This is a genomic window from Candidatus Hodarchaeum mangrovi, assembly GCF_975850365.1.
Genome location: NZ_CDLCQJ010000030.1, coordinates 1 through 20,662, shown reverse-complemented (window position 1 = coordinate 20,662; position 20,662 = coordinate 1). Strand labels below are relative to the sequence as shown.

18 protein-coding genes are annotated in these 20,662 nt (G+C 33.0%); 10 read left to right on the top strand and 8 right to left on the bottom strand.

Features of this window, described 5'->3' with window-relative positions:
* Positions 1-65: 65 nt before the first annotated feature.
* The 4 genes from ACWVCY_RS03810 (at position 66) to ACWVCY_RS03795 (ending at position 4,762) form a co-directional block, all read left to right on the top strand.
* Positions 66-767, top strand: a complete 702-nt coding sequence (locus ACWVCY_RS03810; protein WP_455140392.1) for an ABC transporter ATP-binding protein — start codon at positions 66-68, stop codon at positions 765-767.
* A 3-nt stretch (positions 768-770) separates the two neighbouring features.
* Positions 771-3,251 (top strand): ABC transporter permease, encoded by a 2,481-nt coding sequence (locus tag ACWVCY_RS03805; RefSeq protein ID WP_455140390.1) that lies wholly within the window; start codon positions 771-773, stop codon positions 3,249-3,251.
* Between the two features lie 103 nt (positions 3,252-3,354).
* A complete protein-coding gene (locus tag ACWVCY_RS03800; protein ID WP_455140388.1) occupies positions 3,355-3,888 on the top strand; it encodes a nitroreductase/quinone reductase family protein in 534 nt (177 codons plus the stop codon).
* Positions 3,889-3,892: 4 nt separating this feature from the next.
* Complete coding sequence (locus ACWVCY_RS03795) at positions 3,893-4,762, top strand: GNAT family N-acetyltransferase (RefSeq protein ID WP_455140386.1); 870 nt, start codon at positions 3,893-3,895, stop codon at positions 4,760-4,762.
* 18 nt (positions 4,763-4,780) lie between these two features.
* On the opposite strand, the gene ACWVCY_RS03790 is transcribed toward ACWVCY_RS03795, so the two are convergent.
* Positions 4,781-5,149: a Fur family transcriptional regulator gene (locus tag ACWVCY_RS03790; RefSeq protein ID WP_455140421.1), complete on the bottom strand. Its 369-nt coding sequence runs from the start codon at positions 5,147-5,149 to the stop codon at positions 4,781-4,783.
* Positions 5,150-5,242: 93 nt separating this feature from the next.
* Positions 5,243-5,800, bottom strand: coding sequence for a DNA protection during starvation protein (dps, locus tag ACWVCY_RS03785; protein ID WP_455140384.1), 558 nt, complete (start codon positions 5,798-5,800; stop codon positions 5,243-5,245).
* 216 nt (positions 5,801-6,016) lie between these two features.
* On the opposite strand from dps, the gene ACWVCY_RS03780 reads away from it, so the two are divergent.
* Complete coding sequence (locus ACWVCY_RS03780) at positions 6,017-6,832, top strand: MBL fold metallo-hydrolase (RefSeq protein WP_455140383.1); 816 nt, start codon at positions 6,017-6,019, stop codon at positions 6,830-6,832.
* Between the two features lie 2 nt (positions 6,833-6,834).
* Here ACWVCY_RS03780 and ACWVCY_RS03775 read toward each other — a convergent pair whose 3' ends face one another.
* The 4 genes from ACWVCY_RS03775 to ACWVCY_RS03760 form a co-directional block, all read right to left on the bottom strand.
* Entirely contained in the window at positions 6,835-8,286 is a 1,452-nt protein-coding gene (locus tag ACWVCY_RS03775; protein ID WP_455140381.1) for a 4-hydroxyphenylacetate 3-hydroxylase family protein, read from the bottom strand.
* A 193-nt stretch (positions 8,287-8,479) separates the two neighbouring features.
* On the bottom strand, positions 8,480-9,028 hold the full coding sequence (locus ACWVCY_RS03770; protein WP_455140379.1) for a flavin reductase family protein: 549 nt from the start codon (positions 9,026-9,028) through the stop codon (positions 8,480-8,482).
* Between the two features lie 73 nt (positions 9,029-9,101).
* A complete protein-coding gene (locus ACWVCY_RS03765; protein ID WP_455140378.1) occupies positions 9,102-9,545 on the bottom strand; it encodes a methyltransferase family protein in 444 nt (147 codons plus the stop codon).
* A gap of 107 nt (positions 9,546-9,652) precedes the next feature.
* Positions 9,653-10,165, bottom strand: coding sequence for a DinB family protein (locus tag ACWVCY_RS03760; RefSeq protein ID WP_455140376.1), 513 nt, complete (start codon positions 10,163-10,165; stop codon positions 9,653-9,655).
* A 289-nt stretch (positions 10,166-10,454) separates the two neighbouring features.
* On the opposite strand from ACWVCY_RS03760, the gene ACWVCY_RS03755 reads away from it, so the two are divergent.
* From ACWVCY_RS03755 to ACWVCY_RS03745, 3 genes are all read left to right on the top strand, one after another.
* Complete coding sequence (locus tag ACWVCY_RS03755) at positions 10,455-12,908, top strand: clostripain-related cysteine peptidase (RefSeq protein ID WP_455140374.1); 2,454 nt, start codon at positions 10,455-10,457, stop codon at positions 12,906-12,908.
* 480 nt (positions 12,909-13,388) lie between these two features.
* Entirely contained in the window at positions 13,389-14,129 is a 741-nt protein-coding gene (locus ACWVCY_RS03750) for an ABC transporter ATP-binding protein (protein ID WP_455140372.1), read from the top strand.
* 16 nt (positions 14,130-14,145) lie between these two features.
* Positions 14,146-16,524, top strand: a complete 2,379-nt coding sequence (locus ACWVCY_RS03745) for an ABC transporter permease (RefSeq protein WP_455140370.1) — start codon at positions 14,146-14,148, stop codon at positions 16,522-16,524.
* Between the two features lie 6 nt (positions 16,525-16,530).
* On the opposite strand, the gene ACWVCY_RS03740 is transcribed toward ACWVCY_RS03745, so the two are convergent.
* Positions 16,531-17,130, bottom strand: a complete 600-nt coding sequence (locus tag ACWVCY_RS03740; RefSeq protein ID WP_455140368.1) for a hypothetical protein — start codon at positions 17,128-17,130, stop codon at positions 16,531-16,533.
* A 312-nt stretch (positions 17,131-17,442) separates the two neighbouring features.
* On the opposite strand from ACWVCY_RS03740, the gene ACWVCY_RS03735 reads away from it, so the two are divergent.
* Both ACWVCY_RS03735 and ACWVCY_RS03730 read left to right on the top strand, forming a co-directional pair.
* Positions 17,443-18,246: a sulfite exporter TauE/SafE family protein gene (locus ACWVCY_RS03735; RefSeq protein WP_455140366.1), complete on the top strand. Its 804-nt coding sequence runs from the start codon at positions 17,443-17,445 to the stop codon at positions 18,244-18,246.
* A 494-nt stretch (positions 18,247-18,740) separates the two neighbouring features.
* On the top strand, positions 18,741-19,544 hold the full coding sequence (locus ACWVCY_RS03730; protein WP_455140364.1) for a sulfite exporter TauE/SafE family protein: 804 nt from the start codon (positions 18,741-18,743) through the stop codon (positions 19,542-19,544).
* Between the two features lie 129 nt (positions 19,545-19,673).
* On the opposite strand, the gene ACWVCY_RS03725 is transcribed toward ACWVCY_RS03730, so the two are convergent.
* Positions 19,674-20,662 (bottom strand): uroporphyrinogen decarboxylase family protein (locus ACWVCY_RS03725; RefSeq protein ID WP_455140362.1); only part of this gene is annotated, 989 nt, incomplete at its 5' end.

Here is a 20,662-nt window from a genome sequence, read left to right as displayed (position 1 = left end):
AGTAATAATTTACCAAAAATTCAGAGCTGTTGATAAAATAATAATTATTGGAGCAGATGAATTGATTGTTAAATCTTGAAAATGTTATCAAGTACTATCAAATGGGTCCTATGACAGTTAAAGCATTAGATGGAATAAATATAAGTATTGACAAGAATGAATTTGTAGTACTGCTTGGGCCTTCTGGATCAGGAAAAACAACTCTTTTAAACCTCATTGGTGCATTAGATCGACCCACCGATGGATTGATTAAACTAGATGGAATAAATATTACTAAATATAATCGAAATAAGCAATATGCTTTTCGACGGAAGCATATTGGTTTTATTTTTCAGACATTCAATCTTTTCCCAGGACTATCTGCTCTAGAAAATGTTCAATATGTTGCTGATTTGGCACGAATAAAGAAATCAAAGCAAAAATCAATTGAATCACTCACAGCTGTTGGCTTAGAAGAACGGATTAACCATTTTCCTCATCAATTAAGTGGAGGAGAGCAACAACGGGTGGCAATTGCCCGTGCATTGGTGAAAAATGCCCCAATTATTTTAGCAGATGAACCAACAGGTGAATTAGATTTTCAAACTGGACAACAAATACTACGTTTGTTATTAGAGCAACAAGAACATGCAACAATCATTTTAGTCACTCATAATCGAGAAATAGCTAGAGTAACAGATCGTGTAATTGAGTTACATTCAGGGAAGATTGCTAAAGATGGTCCCCCTAAGAATGGAAAAGTTCCAGTTGAAGAGTTATGGTGGTAAAAAATGGGGTCAAAAGCACTTCTTCTTCGCTGGTCATTCCGTGATTTAAAACAACGTAAGATCCAAGTTATTGCAATTATTTTAATAATTGGTTTAGGGACAGGGATATACACAGGACTCAGTAGTACCACACCGTGGCGGTGGAATGCGTTTACTAGCAGCAATGATTTACTTAAAATGTTTGATCTAAAAATCAGTCTTCTTCCAGGGAGTTGGATTAAACAAGACGATTTTTCAGCTATTATCTCTAATAATCTCACCCATGGTAATTGGATTGATGCTCTTGAATACCGATTAACCTTTCCAACTACAGTTAATGCTTCAACATCTAATCAAACCATATTGGTTAATGGCCGAATAATCGGTATTAATGTAACCGAAGGTTCAGATCACCTAAATGTGAATAAGGTTCATATTACAAATGGTAGACATATTCAATTCACTGAAACAAGAGGAAATGTGTGCTTACTCGAACATAATTTTGTCAGCTATTATGACCTACAACCTACCAATCAGTTGATCAAAATCTCTGGAGGATTTGAACTTTCATTCATTGGCTCTGTATTAACACCTGAATTCTTCATGGTTATTGAGGAAAACCTTTTTATGGCTCAATCATCATTTTGTGCATTATTTATACCTCTAGAAACTGCACAATTAATTCTTAAGCAGTCCCTTGGATTGCCAATTGAAATAAATTTTGTAAATGAACTTTTAATTTCGTTAACTACTGATGCAGATGCATCTGTGTTGAAAACAGAGATCGAAGAACAATTTGAACTATATTATCCTCAAATTAATTTTAATTTTCTAGAACGAGAGGATCATCCCTCTTATAAAACACAGGAAGAGGATATTCCAGGGGATCAAGCTTTATACTATATTTTTTCGTTTCTTATTCTAATTATTGCAGCCTTTGGAACATATAATTTAATTTCGAGAGTTGTAAACTCTCAAAGAAGACAGATCGGTATCAATATGGGTCTTGGAGTGACTCCTCGGAAGATAGCTTACAGATATCTTATTTTTTCGTTAGAAATCGCTGTAGGAGGGATTATTGTAGGTTATTTTTTTGCTATTATTTTTGGTAATAGATTGGGTGCAGTTATAAAAGATGTTATACCCTATCCTGTTTGGGAGGAGTGGTTAGTGACAGATTTATTCATCCAAGGCACTTTACTAGGGATTATAATCCCTTTCTTAGCATCTATTATCCCAATTATTCAAGCTTCCCGAATAGAACCAATAAATGCAATTCAAACTGGGGCAAAATTAGGAACAGGCAAAGGATTTACCCCCCTTATTACTCGATTAAAGATTCCAGGATCTATTTTTACTCAAATTCCCTTTCGTAATGTCTCTCGTAACCTTAGACGGACAGTTTCAACGTTTATGGGTATAGCATTAGCGATTTGTGTACTTATAGCAGTGTTTAGCTTTGTAGATGGTGCTACTTTGCTATTGGATAGTGAACAACAGATTCTAAAAGGTGATTCTGAAAGCCGTATTGATATCCTTCTAAATACTTTGTACAATACGTCATTATCTCCAGTAATTAACATTACTACACACTCTAAAATTAAATCTGCTGTTCCAATGATCCAAGTCCCAGTTAAAATTTATAGTGAACAAGATTCGTTTGGTATAACTTTAAGATGTTTTAATTTGTCAAACTCGATTTGGACCCCAGTAACTTCGAATGATTTGACATTAGAAAATTTATCCTTTGGTATAATTATCTCCAAAGAAACAGCTCGTGATCTAAAAGTAGAATTAGGGGATAAAATCATACTTGAGCACCCTTTTCGTGAATCAAATATCCATTATTCAAAAAGAAATACGACATTTAATATAATTGGTATCCAAGACAGTGAAATTCGGTTTTGGGTCTTTTTAGATTGCATAAACAGCCCCATCTTTAATTTTACAGATTTTGCCAACTCTATTATGATCATTCCTAAAGAAGGGGTGACTGAAGCTACGATTCAGACTGATTTTTTCCCACTACCAGGATATAATGGGATTCAGTCAATTACAAAAATGGTTAAAGTATATGAAGAGCTTATCGAAATGTTTACATCAATCTTTGAGGTTCTTCAATATGTTGTTTTACTATTAGCATTATTAATTGTATATAATACTACTTCAGTCAATATTGATGAACGGACACGAGAACTAGCCACAATGGGAGCCTTTGGGACTCCTATTCGAGCTTCTATACGTATTTTAATGGTGGAGTCATTGATAATGGGTATTTTAGGAACTATCCTAGGGTTCTTTGGTTTTGGTCCTATTGTAATCGATATTCTCCAGATACGAGTGACAGAGGCTATGAATGAGGTTCATCTTGCTGCCTATCTCTATCCTGAAAGTTTATTCTTGGTCTTGGGGATTGGTATTGTTTTAGTGACTTTAATACCCTTATTATCAATTCGTAAGCTTACAAGGATGGATTTACCCTCTGCTCTTCGAGTAGTTGAATAGATTCAGCTAAAAATATCAGGTTTCTTAAATTGGTATTTCATTAATAGATCCCAATGCAAAAGAATATTTATATTGGTATTTCTAAGGATTTCAGTGAATTTTCATGTCGAATTCCGAAAATATACCTAAACCCGGGTCATGGATGTATAGAATGACTATTGATCCAAAATCGAGCAAGAAATTTCTGAAACTCTTTAAGATAATGAATAAAATTGTCGTACCACTTTATCGATTAAGAATTCTCCCATTATTTGGATTTGGATTTAGAATCATAGTACTTACAACTATTGGCCATAAGACAGGAAAAAAACGAAGAACTCCCGTTGAATATTTTAAAATTGACGGAGTCATTCATATTGTAGCAGGTTATGGTAAAAAGGCTCATTGGTTTCAAAATATTAGATCAAATCCTGAAAAAGTCTCGGTACAAGTTGGTTTTCGAAGCTTTCATCCTAAAATTGAAATTTTAGAAGGTGAAAGGTTAGAGGAATTTTTCAATTGGATGGTACGAAAAAATCCTAAATATTCCAGTTATGCATTTGGATGGGATCCTAAGACTGATGACCCTGAAACTGCTGATTTTTCCTATCTAAGCAAAGCGATGCGAGTGATAAAACTAGATAAAAAAGAGAGTTGAATCAATGTATGGGAAATTTTACTCTAATGTTAGCGAATTCTACGATTTGTGCTATTCTTTTTTATTAAAACATGAAGCAGAGAATAACTTAATATTTGGTATCTTGGATGCACTCAAAGTTGATATTCATGCTTATGATCCAACTCATGACCCTGTTTTAATCTTAATCTATGATAATTCGGAAATAGTGCTTGTTTCCATCAGAACTCCCCCTTACAACCAGATTATTTCATTAACCAGTAATTTAAAATCGATTCCTGTTTTAGTTGATCTTCTAATTAGAAATAATCATGAAATTTCTGGTATTCTTGGATTTAAAAAGGGTGCTCAAGTATTTAATGAGCTTTGGAAGGTTAAAAAGGGTAAAAAATCAGTTTTATATATGAATGAACGTATCTATCAGCTAAAGGAAGTCAATCGAGATATTCAAGACAGATTTTTATTTGAATCGGCTTCTGAGGAAGATAAAGAGCTGCTTATTAGTTGGGGGAAAGAATTTATTAAAGAAATTCATGTAAATGCTCCTCACGAACAAATTCTCAGAAATATTCAGCGAATGGAAGTGATTATACCTAAATCAATCCAAAGAAAAGACGTTTTTGTCTTAAAAGCATCTGGTACTATTGTATCTATCGCTAGAACTTCAAGAGGTACTCCTAATGGTCAAGCTATAACATTAGTTTATACTCCTCCTCATTTTCGATATCAAGGATATGCTACTGAGTTAGTAGCAAAACTCTGTAACTTGGTCCTTAAAAGTGGAAAAAAGTTTTGTTACCTATTCACTGATCTAGCCAATCCAACTTCAAACAGTGTTTATATGAAAGTTGGTTTTCGACCAGTTATTGATGTGGATGAATATCGATTTGAATGAATCTTCATGAGCCGTTGATCATGATTCACAATTTTTGCATATTCCATAAAAAATTGTTTCAGTTAACTGGATTTTAAAGTTTTTCTGGTCTCTAATTACTTGCAGAGCAAAATCTGTTAACTCTTGAGAGGCAAAATCAATTATTTTGGTACAATTTTTACATATAATATGATGGTGTGGATCTATTTTTGCTTCAAATCTTGTGATTCCTTTCACATTTACTTCCTTTATCAATCCTTCAGCTAGAAGAACCTTTAAATTTTTATATACTGTGGCTTTGGTTATTCTAGGCAATTTAGTTTTCACTGCTTTGTAAATTTCATCCGCTGTTGGATGATTGAGATTATCTTCTAGGAATTCCCCGATTGCCACTCTTTGATTGGTTATCTTAATTATAGATCAACTCTGAAATTGGATATAGTTCCCCTTCCATACTAACATTTAAAAATTTAGAAAAAAAAAGAGAAAGGATGTAAATCTTCAGTGAAGGAACTTTGAAACATAAGGACTATTAACACCTGTGGGTCTTAGAAAATGGCCTGAGGGACCTTCACCTAAGAATTCAGTGAACCATGCTTCGTGTTCGATCTCTTCATGTAAGATTGCTAGCGCAAGGTCATAAGTGCGATGATCTTTTCCAGCAGTCATATTGCAAATTTCAGTGTAACCTCGAACAGCACATTGTTCAGCTTTTAATAAAACTTTGACAATTTCTTTAACATCAGAGATGTCTTTTGGTAAATATGCTGGAGGACAAGCTGAAACATCGTGAAATGCTTTCATATCCTCTGGTAATTTTCCACCAAGCTCATAGATACGGGGGACTAATGCTTCAAAGTGATTCCGATCTTCTATTCGAGCATCTTCTGCAATCTTCTTAAGACCTTCTCCATCAAATCCAATTAGATTTGTTCGTAAAATGGTATAATAGTAGTATGTGGTCAATTCTGCTGCAGCGTTCTTTACTAATAAATCCAGTAATTTATTGACGTCTACACCAGCTTTTTCCACCATTGTTCTAGCAACTTTTGCCGTCATTTTTTCCATATCCTTTTAATTTAGGTATTAGTTGGATTTAACTAAGCAACTAATAACAATTATTTCTTGATATTCATTATTTTTTAATAACAGCTCTCCGAAATTCTTAGTCGCAACTTTATAACCTAAATAATAATAATATTTTTTTCATTTAATTCTTTGAAAAAGAATTTTAGGAATTTTAAAAGAATTATTTAAAAAATGAGATGATTATTTTTGACTAAACATTTGGAATTAGTATTTCTTGGCACGTCTCCTTTAGCAATACCATTATTTTTTTGTCAGTGTGCAATCTGTGAATCTGCACGAAAACATCCTCAAGAACGAAGAACAAGAGCATCACTTGCTGTCATAGGAAAAGAATTGACTATTATTGATCCTGGGCCTGATTTGGAACAACAACTTGAAAGAGAAAAACTATGTCGACCTATTTGTAATATTTTGATCACTCATTGGCATTATGATCATATTGCAGGCTTAGGAACATTACGGGAGGTTAATAATCTAGCTAAATGGAAACCGATTGAGATTTATGTTCCAGAAGAAGTTGAATTTCATTTTAATCAGGAATTGGCTTATTTAAAACCAGCATTAAATATTCATAAGATTAAAGTTGGTGATAAGCTTAATCTACAAGACTTTTCTGTGGAAGTTATAAAAACTGAGCATATTGATCACAGTATAGGGTTTATTCTAACCAATAATAAACGAATTGCCTATCTTGTAGATACTACATATCCGTCGGAAGAAACAAGAAAAAAATTGAAAAATTTAGATATTATTATCATGGAAGCGACCGTAGATGAGTTAGTTACAACAATACCATGGCAAAATTTTTCATTAGATCAAGCTTTAGCATTTTGGGAAGAGCTCAAACCATTCAATAAGGAATGCATTTTTACTCATCTTTCAAACCATCGTTGGATCAATGGCAAATTATTGTCTGGTTTAACTATAGCAGAAAGAAAAAAGATTGAAAATGACAATCCAGGTGTAAGTTTCGCATATGATGGATTGAAAGTTCTCTTTTAATCTTATTTCATATCTAGAATTTCTTTCACTAGATTTATCTTTTTTTCCAACTCCCCTTGACGAGCAATCATAATTCTCTGAGCCTGTGGACTGCCTGCGCCATGAAGAGATTCGGTTCTATAACTTGGCGAAGTTAAACCCATTGCAAAGCTCTCAATAAAGCGAATTAATCGAAATCGGTCTTCAGTAGGAAGGATAGCATTTGTAGCAAGATATTTTTCTAATAATTTTGAAGTATCAGGATTCTTCAAATCAGATTCAGAGGGTAAAGTGCAGATGATTCCTCCAGCAATATCCTCTGCAAGGCGAACAAGCTCATAAGGAAAGCGAGTAACATTCTGTTTATTGACATTGGCAAGAAGCATGTCCATCTCATAATTTCCTGCAGGGCGTTTAAATCCCTTGGCACTACATGCTACAGCAGAGCACCACAATGTTTCATTGAGATGAATCATTTCAATTAGTTTTTCTTTAATGTGTGAAGTATTGGCAACCCCAAGTGATTGAGCAGAGAGAGCTGCAGCTCCAATAAGAACATCACCCACCCCTGTTTTACAAGCATAGGATTGTCGATGATATCCCGCAAATCGATTCACTAATTCTCCGGTGAAGTCAATTTCCTTATTCATAAAGATATGCTGATGGGGGATAAAGCAATTATCAAAAATTACGAAAAGCTCTTGTCCGCCATATTTGAAATTCCCCACATCAATTTTTCCCTCTTCTAGTTTTCGTTTATCCGAAGCTTGACGTCCATAAATCATAGTAAGTCCTTTAACATTTGTGTCAATTCCAAAACTTACTGCATAATCTTCTTCTCCTTCTCTCATGGCGAGTGTAGGCATAACCAACGCACGATGCGAATTTAAAAAGCCTGTTTGATGAACTTTCGCTCCCCGTACGATAATGCCTTTATCATTTTCTTCTACTATATGTAGAAAAGCATCAGGATCTTGTTGGTCTTTTGGTCGTTTTCCCCTATCACCTTTTGGATCTGTCATGGATCCTGCTACAAATAAATCGTGTTTCTGAACCTCCTTCCAGTATTGTTTAAATCGCATGTGATATTCCGTATCATATTTTTGGTCAATTTCATATGTTACACTATATAATGCATTTGCAGCATCATACCCTACACATCTCTGAAAGCAACAGGCTGTTTTTTGCCCCAATAATCGTTGCATTTCAACTTTCTTTAATAAATCCTCTATTGATTGATGTATACTTGTAAAACGATTTATAATTTCTCCTGTTAAATGCGACGTTGTAGTCATTATGTCTTTATATTCATCGATTAGTGCTAGTTCATAGATTTTTTTCGTAGTGGTGATACTTGGTTTTATTATCTGATAATACGGATGCTCCCAGAATCTTGATATCTTTTCCCCAAACATATATAAGTTTACTTCTCGTTTTATGCTTTCTTCATATTCTTCAGGTGTTTTTAATGGCAATTATTTTCACCAGGTGATTTTTAATCTGATTTGAACTCATTGATGTTTTTTTCCTATTAAATCTCTTAAATCATTTTGTTTATTCTCATCTATGGATTGATAGTTTTGTTATTTAAATTAGTATTGAAATCTATTAGTTCGGATCTCAATTCAAGGGCAAATCCCAGCTCATAAATTAAGAATAATAAGCAAATTACTCAGCAGGAATATTTAGACGGTTTCCTAAGGAATAATAATTATAATCTCCACCAGTGGCCCAAAGTATGGGGTTAACCTTTCTCATATCTAGTTTACCGTTATTCAGACATTCAGAATTAACATAGGAATTGATTACTTCACCTATAATCCCCTCATTACGACCATAGTCTATAACATCAGCGACTTTTAATTCCATGGTTACAGGACATTCTTGAATCATTGGTGCTGTTTTTAATTCACCATAAAAAATTGTAAATAACTTACTCTTGTCAATATCGCGTCCTGATTTGGTACCACATATATTTGTTTTATTTATAAGGTCTACTGATGGAATATTAATACTAAAAGTTTGATGTTCATGAATACCAATTCGTGTGTATCGTTTTTTATATAAACTGAAGAATGTATATTTTCCAAAGTCAAAAGGGGAGCTATATCCTATAACAAGGAAATTTGGTTTACTATTAACCAATGAACCAACTAAAATAATAGGTAAAGGACTTAGTAAATTTCCCTTAATAATTTCCTTCGATTTAGAAATCATCTATTGTTCCTCAAGAATATTCCTTTGGAATATATTTGAAAACATTTTGATTGTGGTAATGGTCAAAAAGAAATTAAATCCATTTACGAACCTTCTGTTTGTATTTCAAATATTCATCCCCAAAAATTCCTTCTAGTTTCCTCTCCTCAAAAGGAATATAAAATTTATCCATAATCAGTAGTAATACTACAGGAAAGACGAACGTGATTAAAGAACCAAGGAATATGGCTATACCCAAAAGAATAATAACACCACTTAGATAGATTGGGTTCCGACTAAAATGAAAAGGACCAGTTGTCACTAAATTTGTAGTAATAGCATTGAAATCAATTGTGGTGGTATTTTCCATCAGTACTCTTAAAGACCAGATATTTAATATTATTCCCAGAAGAAAAGGAGCAATCCCAACAAACTTAAATGGTTCATTAATTATTCTTATTATCGGTAGGATTAAATGAAATAAAAATGGTAAAACAAAAAATATATTGAGATATTTTGGCGATATTTTTTTTTTCAATTGATCACCAAGAAGTGCTAATTCTCTCTGATTAAATAAAAACTTTAGAATTTGTTTGTATAAGAACATTTATTCAATTTATTTATTGTGACTCAAAAGCTTGATAATCAAACATTCAGAATTCTTAAATACTGAATCCAAGGGCCTACAGCTTCTTTATAACGGATTGCTAAGGACTCAATGATTTGAAATAAATGGGTCAAATCATGGACAACCCAGGTCGCCAGATGTTGCTGTAATGTGACTTCACCAAATTCAGGATGAATCCCCGTTTTAATAAGGTCATTATCGATTACAGATTCTTTTAAAATTTCAATATTCTTCTTTCGAAGGGTTTCGAATTGATCTAAACGTTCATCAATTCCTAAAGCCTTATCGAAGCCTTCCCGATTAAAAGGTGGAAACTTCTTTGACTCTTTTTTACCAAGGAATATTTTCATTCTTAGAATCCAGTCAGTTTGTTCTCCTGCAATAAGGTGACCAACAACATCAGAGGGAGAAAAAGCAGCATCATGTTTCTTAAAATTCACCCAGTTTTTATTCAAACCTTCCATTAGCTCACGGAGCACTTTTGGAGTTCGTGATAGCAGTTCAATAGCCTCTTCTAAATCATATACCATACTTTATCACATCTTTTTGGAAAAGTAATTGAAAGTATAGATTTATGAATAAAATGATTATGGTAATTTTAATAAGAATGATTTTTTAATCTCTATTTCAACTAGTATTGAAGAAATTATCAAATTGGAGTAAATAATTTTTGCAGATATTGCATTTTCAAAAATTAAGCTTCAATAGACATTGTATAGGCATAAGGAAAAAGTTAGATATCAACACATAGTTATATTAAAATACTTGAAAAAACGTATTACTTTAATGGTAGTAAAATTTCAATGAGGTGGTAGAGGCTTGAGTAAAATCCGAATACCAAAGGGAGGGTCACTAATTCACATATTAATAGGAATTATTCTATTAAGTATATTTACTAGTGGATTCAAATCTGTACCTAAATACACTGAAAAAACTATTAACACGAATTCAAATTTAAAGACTTTAAATAACTATCATGAAAATAGAGATATTGAGAATATTTTTAAATGGACTATTATGGTTTATATGGCTGCTGATAATAATTTGGAAGAGGCAGGAGTGAATGATTTACAGGAAATGAAGGAGGCAAGAATTCAATCAAATATATGCGTGATAGTCGAGTTTGATGGATGGGATTCATGTTTAATACAAGAAACAGATGATTTAAGGTATAATAGGAGTCAACGATTTCGAATTCCAGGAGCGGGGGGAGATTTAATAAGCCTTGATGATGCCAGTGAAGAAAAGAATATGGGAGATCCGCAAACATTAAAGGATTTCATTGAATTCTCAATGAACCAATATCCAGCAGAATACTATTGCTTAATCATTTGGAATCATGGATTAGGATGGAAAACAGGAGTAGAGGAGTGGACAGATTTTACAAAGACTATAAGACAGCAAGAATTTCTCCCAAGTATTCTTGGGGAGATAGAAAAGACATGCTTTGGAAAACGAAAAAACGTATGCTGGGACGATAGATCTTTTGGAGACGCTCTAACAGAGAGTGAATTAAAATCAGCTCTTTCAACACTACCTGAAGCATTAGATGTGATCATATTTGATGCTTGTTTTATGGGTTGTATTGAAGTGGCATATGCAATCAGAGAATATGCTCAATTTATGGTAGCTTCCGAAGATTCAATTGGACTGTCAGGTTTTCATTATACTAGTTTTCTTGAGGAGCTAAGCGATCGGACAGCTAATAGTCAAATAGATCCAATTAATTATGACCCAAGACGGTGTGCAGAGATTATCGTGGAAGAATCTTATTCGAATATGCTCAAGCAAGCAGAGTTATCGATGGAGATAACACAATTGGGAGTGATTGATCTATCAAAAATACAAGGGTTAAGTAATGAGCTATCTAAATTGGCAGAGTTCATTAAAGGAATGTCAAGTGATAAATTAGAAGCAATGTGTGCAGAATTATCAACTATGGCCGAATTTGGACTCGCTGAACAAATAGACATATTAAAAGTGGTAGAAGTTACCAATCAAGTGAACAATGATATAATAGCAACACTGAAAGCCGATATAATGCAGCAAATGGAGCAGACATGTGTATATCAGCATTATAATACCTCACTTCTCACATCACCATCAGGATTGACAATTTATGCCCCTTGGAGTCCAGAATTATGGGTCTCAGATTATTCCCAATTATCAGCATTTAGCACTGATTCGGGGTGGGTAGATGCTATTTCCATAATGAATAAGGCGAGTGAACCAATAGATTATTCGGATATTGTTATTTCACATGAGAATCCAAGTATAACAAAGAGAATTGAAGAAAATGAACTTGTGCCTATAATTACTTCAGTCCACTGGAATGAGAAGATAACGTTAAAATTAAGAGGGCCTTCCTATACAGATTTTGATTTATTTATGTTTGATAGTAAATTAAATCTAATTGGTGAATCCTATGGAGAAAGTTATCCAGAAACAATTTCATACAAGGCTACCGATGGTTCACAAGGAATTCTTGTGATTGTTTATGCATATAAAGGTCTAGGAAATTTTAATCTCGATGCAACGTTTTCTACATCTGATGCATTGGTTGAATTTATTGGATGTGCTGGTATGTTTGTTACAGATATTGATAATAATTCAAAAATTGATAACATTCAATTAGTTCTAGCATTTGATAGCCCTGACTCTGATTTCGTGAAATTTCATCTAAAAGTGGTGGATCACCCGAGTTCGTTTATTCTAGAATGGAATCAATCCTTTATTGAAGGATTAGAAATAATTGTATTAGATCTACCTGTTGAATATTTATATACATATATTGAATCGTTAATCCCCTCCCATAGATGGGAATGTTTTCCAGAGCTCATAATTCTCGAACCATTAAATTGGCAAAATAATTTTAGCTTAAATCCATTAACTTACTTAATTAAGCTCTCAGACTTAGAAAAACCTATTGATTCTAATATAAGTGTGATTCCAGGGCAAATAATTAAAGTCAAACCCCTTAATCCTCCACAAACTTCCACCCCAATAATTGATGATAACATATATGAATTTTTTGTAATAATACTGTTTTCTTTGGCAATTGCAGGTGGTCTAAGTTATTTTTTTATAAACAGGCGACTTAAAACGGCTTATAGGAAAGTAGAACCAACCCAATATGCATTTACAGCTGTAGAAAAGGTTACTGAAACTCAATTATTAGCTGTATGTCCAAAATGTGGAATTATGTATCACATTACAATGAAAACACAAATATGCCCAACTTGTCAGGTTAAGCTTCAGGCAATAATTCGATGAATTTCGTTTATATTCATATAATATGGTGCTATTTTAATCTATTATTGCAGATTTCTTGGGAATTTTAAGGATTTTTTCAGAAAATGTTTAAAAAGATCATTGAAATTTTTGCTTTTATACGACTAGACATAACTTCCGATCTTTTTTTGATTTTTCTAACATTCTTTCATTTAATTAATTTTACCTCAAAGTATTCTAATTAAATCAATATTATTTATCAGTTTTTAAAACCTAAAATTTCATGTTTTGAGATTAAAATCAAAAAAATTATTAGGTTTCGGATAAACAGATCAATTTTTAGTTAACTCTATATAATATTACTCTATTTTCCTTTCAGCACTATCCATGACTATATATATGGATTTTATGAATATCCAGATTATAATAATATATAAACCAAAATTATTATAGGTAAAAAATTCCTTTTTACCTTATCCATTTATCTCAAATTTTGATCACATGTCTTGATGGTGATCACACATGTCTTACAATATCACTGAATTAACGAAAGAATATAGTATGGGTGAGTTGAAAGTCCCTGCATTAAAGGGAGTTACTCTTGAACTTGCACAAGGAGAGTTCATTGCAGTCTTGGGTCCCTCTGGTTCTGGGAAAACAACCCTTCTGAATATTCTGGGGGGTATTGATAGACCTACCTCAGGGAAACTGATTTTCGATGGAGTTGATCTAACAGGTTTGAAAGAAAAAGAATTAACCCAATTTAGACGGTTGAATGTTGGATTTATTTTCCAGTTCTATAACCTAGTTCCTAGTTTAACCGCATTTGAAAATGTTGAGCTTACTGCTCGTCTTACAAATCCTGTAAAGGAGGCCCGTCAGAAAGTCAAATTGCTCCTCACAGAAGTCGGTCTTCAAGATCAAATGAGGAAATTTCCAAGTCAATTGTCTGGTGGAGAACAACAACGCGTGTCAATTGCTCGTGCACTAGCAAAGAATCCTAAAATTCTTCTTGCTGATGAGCCAACAGGATCTATCGATAGTATTACTACTGGGAAGATTTTGAGGCTGTTTCAGAAGATTAACCAAGATTTTGATATGATTATTGTTTTTGTAACACATAATGTGGGTATTTCTTATCTTGCAGATCGGACTATTTATCTACGTGATGGCCAGCTATTTGGTACTTCTAGTTATGACCCATTGAAAGAAAAGGAATTTTGGACACAACTAACCACGCCACCAGTAATTGATGAGATCTGAGGAGGTGCGAAATCCTATGAATTTATTTTTCCTAAAATCCCTCAGAGATATTCGTAACAGAAAATTACGTTCTCTCCCAATTCTCTTAATCATTATTATTGGTGGAGTAATATGTATCCTTTATTCATCCCTTTATCTAAATTGGATGGAGATTGAAGAAAGTTCATGGAATGGTTTACACTACCATCATCTTTTATTAACAGTCAAACCATCAAATTCATCTTATCTGGAAAGTATCATCACTACTACATTATCAGAAACAGGGATCGAGGCTCAATATGAACTGAGATCATTTTTGGAGACACAAACATTTTCTGATATGTCAGAAAGTCCTGTTACAGTTCAACTTTATGGTATTCGGAACCAAGAATTACTGGTGGATAATTTATATTATCATTCAAATTATATTACCCGATTGTATGATTCAGCAGTTCCAAATCAAGTAGTTGTTGATCAAATTACCGCTCAAAAGCAGAATTGGGAACTTGGGAGTAATTTATCAATTATTACCTCTATAGGGTTGTTAAATACCACAATAGTCGCTTATGTTGAGTCTCCTGAGTTCTTAATGGAACCAGGATTGGTTACTGAATTTTATGGTGGATGGGATGGGCCAGTAATTTGGATGAGAAGGAGTGATTTAACTAGTCACCTAAATAGCAGTCAACATATAAACCAAGCAGCGTTTTATCTCCCTGATCCTACACAGAAGAACCGCTTACTTGAGAATATTTTAACACAGATTGGTGTTGATTCTGTGTTACAGATTAATGGAAGGGATAGTTTCTTAAGTGCTATCGCACCGACATTTTCCGGAATGGCAATAATTTTTATTTGTTTATTCAGTGGGGTTGCTGCAATAATGATATTGATTGTTCTTAAACGAGTAATTGAGGAAGAATTGAGTGTCCTAGCTCTGTTCAAATCACTTGGTTTTACTAATAATGAAGTTATATCAGGTGCATTTTTCTATTCGTCAATAATTGGAGGTATTGGTGCTGTTCTTGGAGGTTTTCTTGGGTTCATTCTGGGGAGTTCTCTTGGAGGTATGTATATTGAAATGGCAGGAATAAAGAGACTTCCTACATCTTCTGGGGTCGCAACAGGGTATTTAATAATCCCTGTAATAGGTTATATCGTTTTTGTTTTAATTTTTATAATCTTGGGGGCTTTTCTTGCTTCACGAAGGCTAATTAATCTTTCGCCTATTGAAGCATTTCGACCACTTGCATCTTTACGTTCTGGTCATAAATCAATTGTCGAATTATTAATCCTGAAAGTTAATAAAACCCTTTCACCTCTTTCTAAATTTTCACTCAGATCTATCTTTCAAGAAAAGCGAAAAGCCTCCTTCATTATTTTAGGTCTTGTATTGGCGACTTCTTTATCGTTTTTCGGAGCCACTACTGGCATTAGTTTTCTCTCAAATATGGAAAAAAGCTTTGATTATTATCAGACATGGGATGCTCAGGTATTTCTTAGTTCATATCAGAATGAGACTGAAATCTCTCAATTGGTTAAGGATATTGAGCTTGAGGAATATGAATCTTTTATTTCAGCTCCAATACGACTGAAAAACGACTTAACACAAATCTATAATGTAATTGGGCTTCAACCAGGAACAAAAATGAGAAACTTTGATGAGGGAGGAGTTCCTCTCAACCAAGAAATTATTATTTCAAAAGACTTAGCCATTAAATTTAATCTCAAAAAAGGGGATGATCTTTATTTATATGATCCATTAGCACATGAATATACTTTTAGAATCGCCAGTATCCTTAATGAAATGACAGGATCAGCGTTATACATATCAATCTCTACAGCCAGATCATTGCTGTACTTTAATACGTCTGAAGCAAATGGCATCTTTATCCAAAGCAAAAATTCGTCATCTATAAAAGCGGTCCTTGAAAATCATCCGCTTATTACAAAATTGGTCTTGAAAAGTGATTTAGAAAAATCATTCAAAGAAATAGGTCAAATAGGTATCGGTGCGTTTCTTTTTGGTGCTACAGGAGCAGCATTAGTGCTTGGTGTTTCAATCACAGTCACTACGGTTTCAATTTCAATATCAGAGCGAAAACATGATTTTGTGAATTTTAGAGCACTTGGATTTTCAAATAAAGAGATATTCTTGACTGTTTTCTATGAACTAGTGCTTGTTGGAATAATTGGTTTGTTCATTGGCCATTTTACGGGATTTTGGATCACTAATGCTCTTTTTAATTGGGCTGCTGATTTTGGTGTTGTTTTTGTGATAGAGATTTCCCCATTAAATTCAATAGCACCAGTCATCACTGTTGGACTTGGAATAGTTATTGCAACTTATTTGTCGTTGCGTTCTCTCTTTCATACTACTATCTCAGAAGAGACTGTTAGCCGATTAATCGGCTAATTTTTTTTATCCAAAAAATTTTTTAACACAATTGGGGCAAAGAGTCACTGTACCCAACTCAGCACGATCAATTTCATGGGCATGTATTGTACAAATTAGGTTTTTACAGGTAAAACAAGGCATTTTGGCAATGTTAGTATGACAGATAAAACAAATTTCCTTTTCTGCCGATCCCACTGATCCTAATGATGGAGAAATTCGTTCTTCAATCGATTGGAAGATATTTTCTAAGATATTCAGGTTATGTAGGGAGTCTCGGAATGTCTGCCATGTTTCAAGTGTAAGATTTCTCTTTCTCCACCCTTGTAGAAATTTAGCTAATTTTTTTTGGTTTTGTACGGGTTCAAGGAGTTTATCAGTGTGAATCAGTGCTGAATGAGTTATAAATGTTTGTTTTATTCCATTAATAGATAAAGGCAACTCGAAAATTAAACCAGCATTTTTCATTATTTCTAAATGATGGTTTAAACTGGCCCGTTTCAGATCAAATTTTAAAGATAACTCATTTTTTGGTACAAAGTAATTTGTAAGAACATACTCATAAATTTCTCTTCGCCGTTGGTTATCTAATGCTTCAAAAATATTAGCATATTCTTCCAGTGGCAATTCACAGTAATCTCCTTGTTTTATACAATTCGTACTTAAAACAAATGTTTTTGAGGTATAAGGTATTGTAAAAATAAATGTATTTGGGAAGACTCATTATATTAAAATTTCAGATGATTTATCATTCCTTTTCAATTGAAATGAGGCTTAAATGCATATTTAATCAATTAATATTGAAGTTTCTCTTGAAAATCAAATATTTACACGAAAATAGGTTTTTTCAAAACAATTAGTAATTAAATTCTTATTTCTCCCTAAAGTACTTAAAAATTGGAAAATATTTGCCAAACATAAGTTTTACGAAGGAATAAAATGGTAAATTTTTTGATTTTGTGTTTAGTAACTATATCAATTTTTAGTTTTGCTGCTCTAGCTGGTGCAGTGGGTATTGGGGGTGGAGGATTTTTTACACCTATTTTAATGCTCATTGGAGGACTATCAATTTTCGAAGCAATCCCTATAGCTAGCGTGTGTATTTTTGGGGTTGGTTTAGCTTCTACATTAGTTAATATGAAAAATCATACTATTAATTACAGACTTGGATTAATTCTTGAACCAATTACTATTCTTGGTACGATTCTTGGTGTTCAGTTACACCTGATTGCTTCTGAGGAAATTATTTTTTCCGTTTTTCTAATAATAATGTGTATTTTGACTTATCACAGTTATCTACATGCTAGAACTGTTAAAAACTCCTCTTTAAATAACAATTCTAAAATAAATTTCAATGATAATTCTAATCTTCCATTCCCTAAGCTCATTCTTGGAATGATCGGTTCTTTCACCGCTGGTTTTATTTCAGCTCTTATTGGTATTGGTGGAGGATTAATTAAGGTTCCGATGCTGAATGATTTAGGCATGTCTTCCGTAATTGCTAGTGGTACGGGAAGTTTTATGGTTACCTTTACTTCTTTTTCTACTTCAATTCAATTTTTAGTTTTACAACGTTTAGAATTACAGGTGGGAATTCTATTCTTTATCATTGGTTTTTTTGCGTCTTTTATCGGAACTAGCCTCTCTCGTGCTATTAAACGTCCAGAAGCTCTCCTTTATTTTTTAACTTTAGCAATTGGAATTTCTACTGTGCTTGTTTTTCTTCAATGGATAATTTTATAACGATTTCCTTAATTTTTGTCAATTGAAAATAAGGATTTAGCTATTGATTAAATCCAATTTACTAAGAAAATATATTATGTTTATTCTAGATCTCGAAGTATTATCAGTTGTACTTACCAATAGTCTTCTTGTCTTATTCATATTTTACTCCAAATATATCGTTTTTACTGAGATTTATTATTTTGTTTAAGGAGCTATGAAATATCAGATGAAATACCACTCATTTCTATTTTAAACGGCGTCTGAATGCTTATTCAAATGATAATTGTTGAGATTCAACGTGAAGAAGTATCATAGCTCCTCTATTTTGATTTAACTGATTTAATTGATGAATTCTCTCTCATAAGACAAATAAAGGTTGAACTATTTCCCTAATTTCGGTTTTTTCAATATTAAGAGGATTATATTTGATGAATTAAGAAGCAAATTATTTCTCACGAAAATACTTAAAAACTGGAAAATATTTCTCAGTAAAAATTTCATGAAGGAATAAAATGGAAGACATTTTAATTTATCTTTTGGTAATTACTTTAATTCTTAGTTTTGCTGCTTTAGCTGGTGCAGTGGGTATTGGTGGTGGAGGATTTTATACTCCCATTTTAATGATATTTGGAGGATTTTCTATTTTCGAAGCAATCCCTATAGCTAGTGCATGTATTTTTGGGGTTGGCTTGGCTTCTACATTAGTTAATATGAAAAATCATACTATTAATTACAGACTTGGATTAATTCTTGAACCAATTAGTGTTTTTGGTACTATTCTTGGTGTTCAGTTACACTTGGTTGCATCTGAAGAAGTTATTTTTTCCATTTTTATAATAATTATGTGCATTTTGACTTATCGCAGTTATTTACGGGCTAAAACTGTAAAAAATGCAACTGCAGATAATAAATCCATTGGAGCTTTTGGTGTTAATTCTAATCTTCCAGTTTCTAGACTCATTATCGGAATGATTTGTTCTTTTAGTATTGGTATCATTTCTGCTCTTGTTGGGATGGGGGGAGGAGTAATTAAAGTTCCAATGCTAAATGAACTTGGATTATCATCTGTAATTGCTAGTGGTACGGGAAGTTTTATGGTTGCATGTACCTCATTTTCTACTGCTGTTCAGTTTTTGGTTTTTCAACGCTTAGAATTTCAGGTAGGAATTCTATTCTTTTTAATTGGCTTTTCTGGATCTTTTATTGGGACTAGTTTCTCTCGTTCTTTAAAAAATCCGGAAGCACTTCATTATTTTTTAACTCTAGCAATTGGAACTTCTACTATACTAATTTTTCTTCGATGGTTATTATTCTAAGGGTTCTTATTACTAATTATCATCCAGATCATGATATTTCATGGCTTATCAATTTAAAAAAAGTTCAATTCATGTCATTAGTGATAGAATTGGGAAAGTAATAAAATTTTAAAATAGAAGGAATGAGAATCATCTATCTAATGAGTTATAGGCTGTCAGAATATTTTCCGGGGGAACATCAGCTAAGATATTATGTGCCATGGCAAAAATATAGCCTGTAGAGTCACTTCCTAACTCATTAGTAACTCTTTTAATTTCATTTGTTATTTCTTGAAAAGTTCCATATGGTAAGGTATATTGAATATCTACTCCTCCATGAAAACATATTTTCTCCCCATAATTCTCTTTTAGAAGTCTATGATTCATACAAGGTTGCATTGGATTGAGAATATCGAATCCGAGTTCAATTAAGTCAGGGATTATTGTATGAATCATCCCACAGGAGTGTAACTGGATTTTAACACCTTTATTAATTTTTTTAATTGTCTCAATTAGTATCTTTACCCTAGGTTTTATCAAATTCCGCCACATATTTGGATGCATCATCAATCGATCTTGATTTCCATAATCATCCCCGTAAATAAGAATATCTACATATTCTCCCAAATTATCCAGATACATTTCGACGATTTCCTGCTGGTTTACCAAAGCAAGATCAAGTAATTCTTCAATAAAGTCTCTATTGTTGTAAAGATCATGAAGAAATTGCTCATTTCCTCGAAGCCATGTTGCTTGTTCTTGAATCCCTCCTGATAAAGGATCTGCTACAACTGCATATTCTGTTTCTTTTTTATGATTTTTTGCTTCTCTTTCACACCCACTAAACCATTCTTCAGTGGGTTTTGGCCATCGATAATTATGAAGATCCTGCAATGATGCTTTTGCTAATGGAAAAGAAACACTTTCATAATAAAGTATGGGGTATTCCATTATTCCAATTTTCTGATATTTAATCCCATATGGATCGATGAAGGTATCTGTATCTATTATTTTTGATTTCTGGCCCTTTGCTCGTACATGTCGTGTATCAATCTTGAATTTCTTTAAAATAGATTCCTCAATCTGTGCTAATTGCTGAATGGTATCGGAAATTTGAATGTCTGTTACAGGAAGATTTA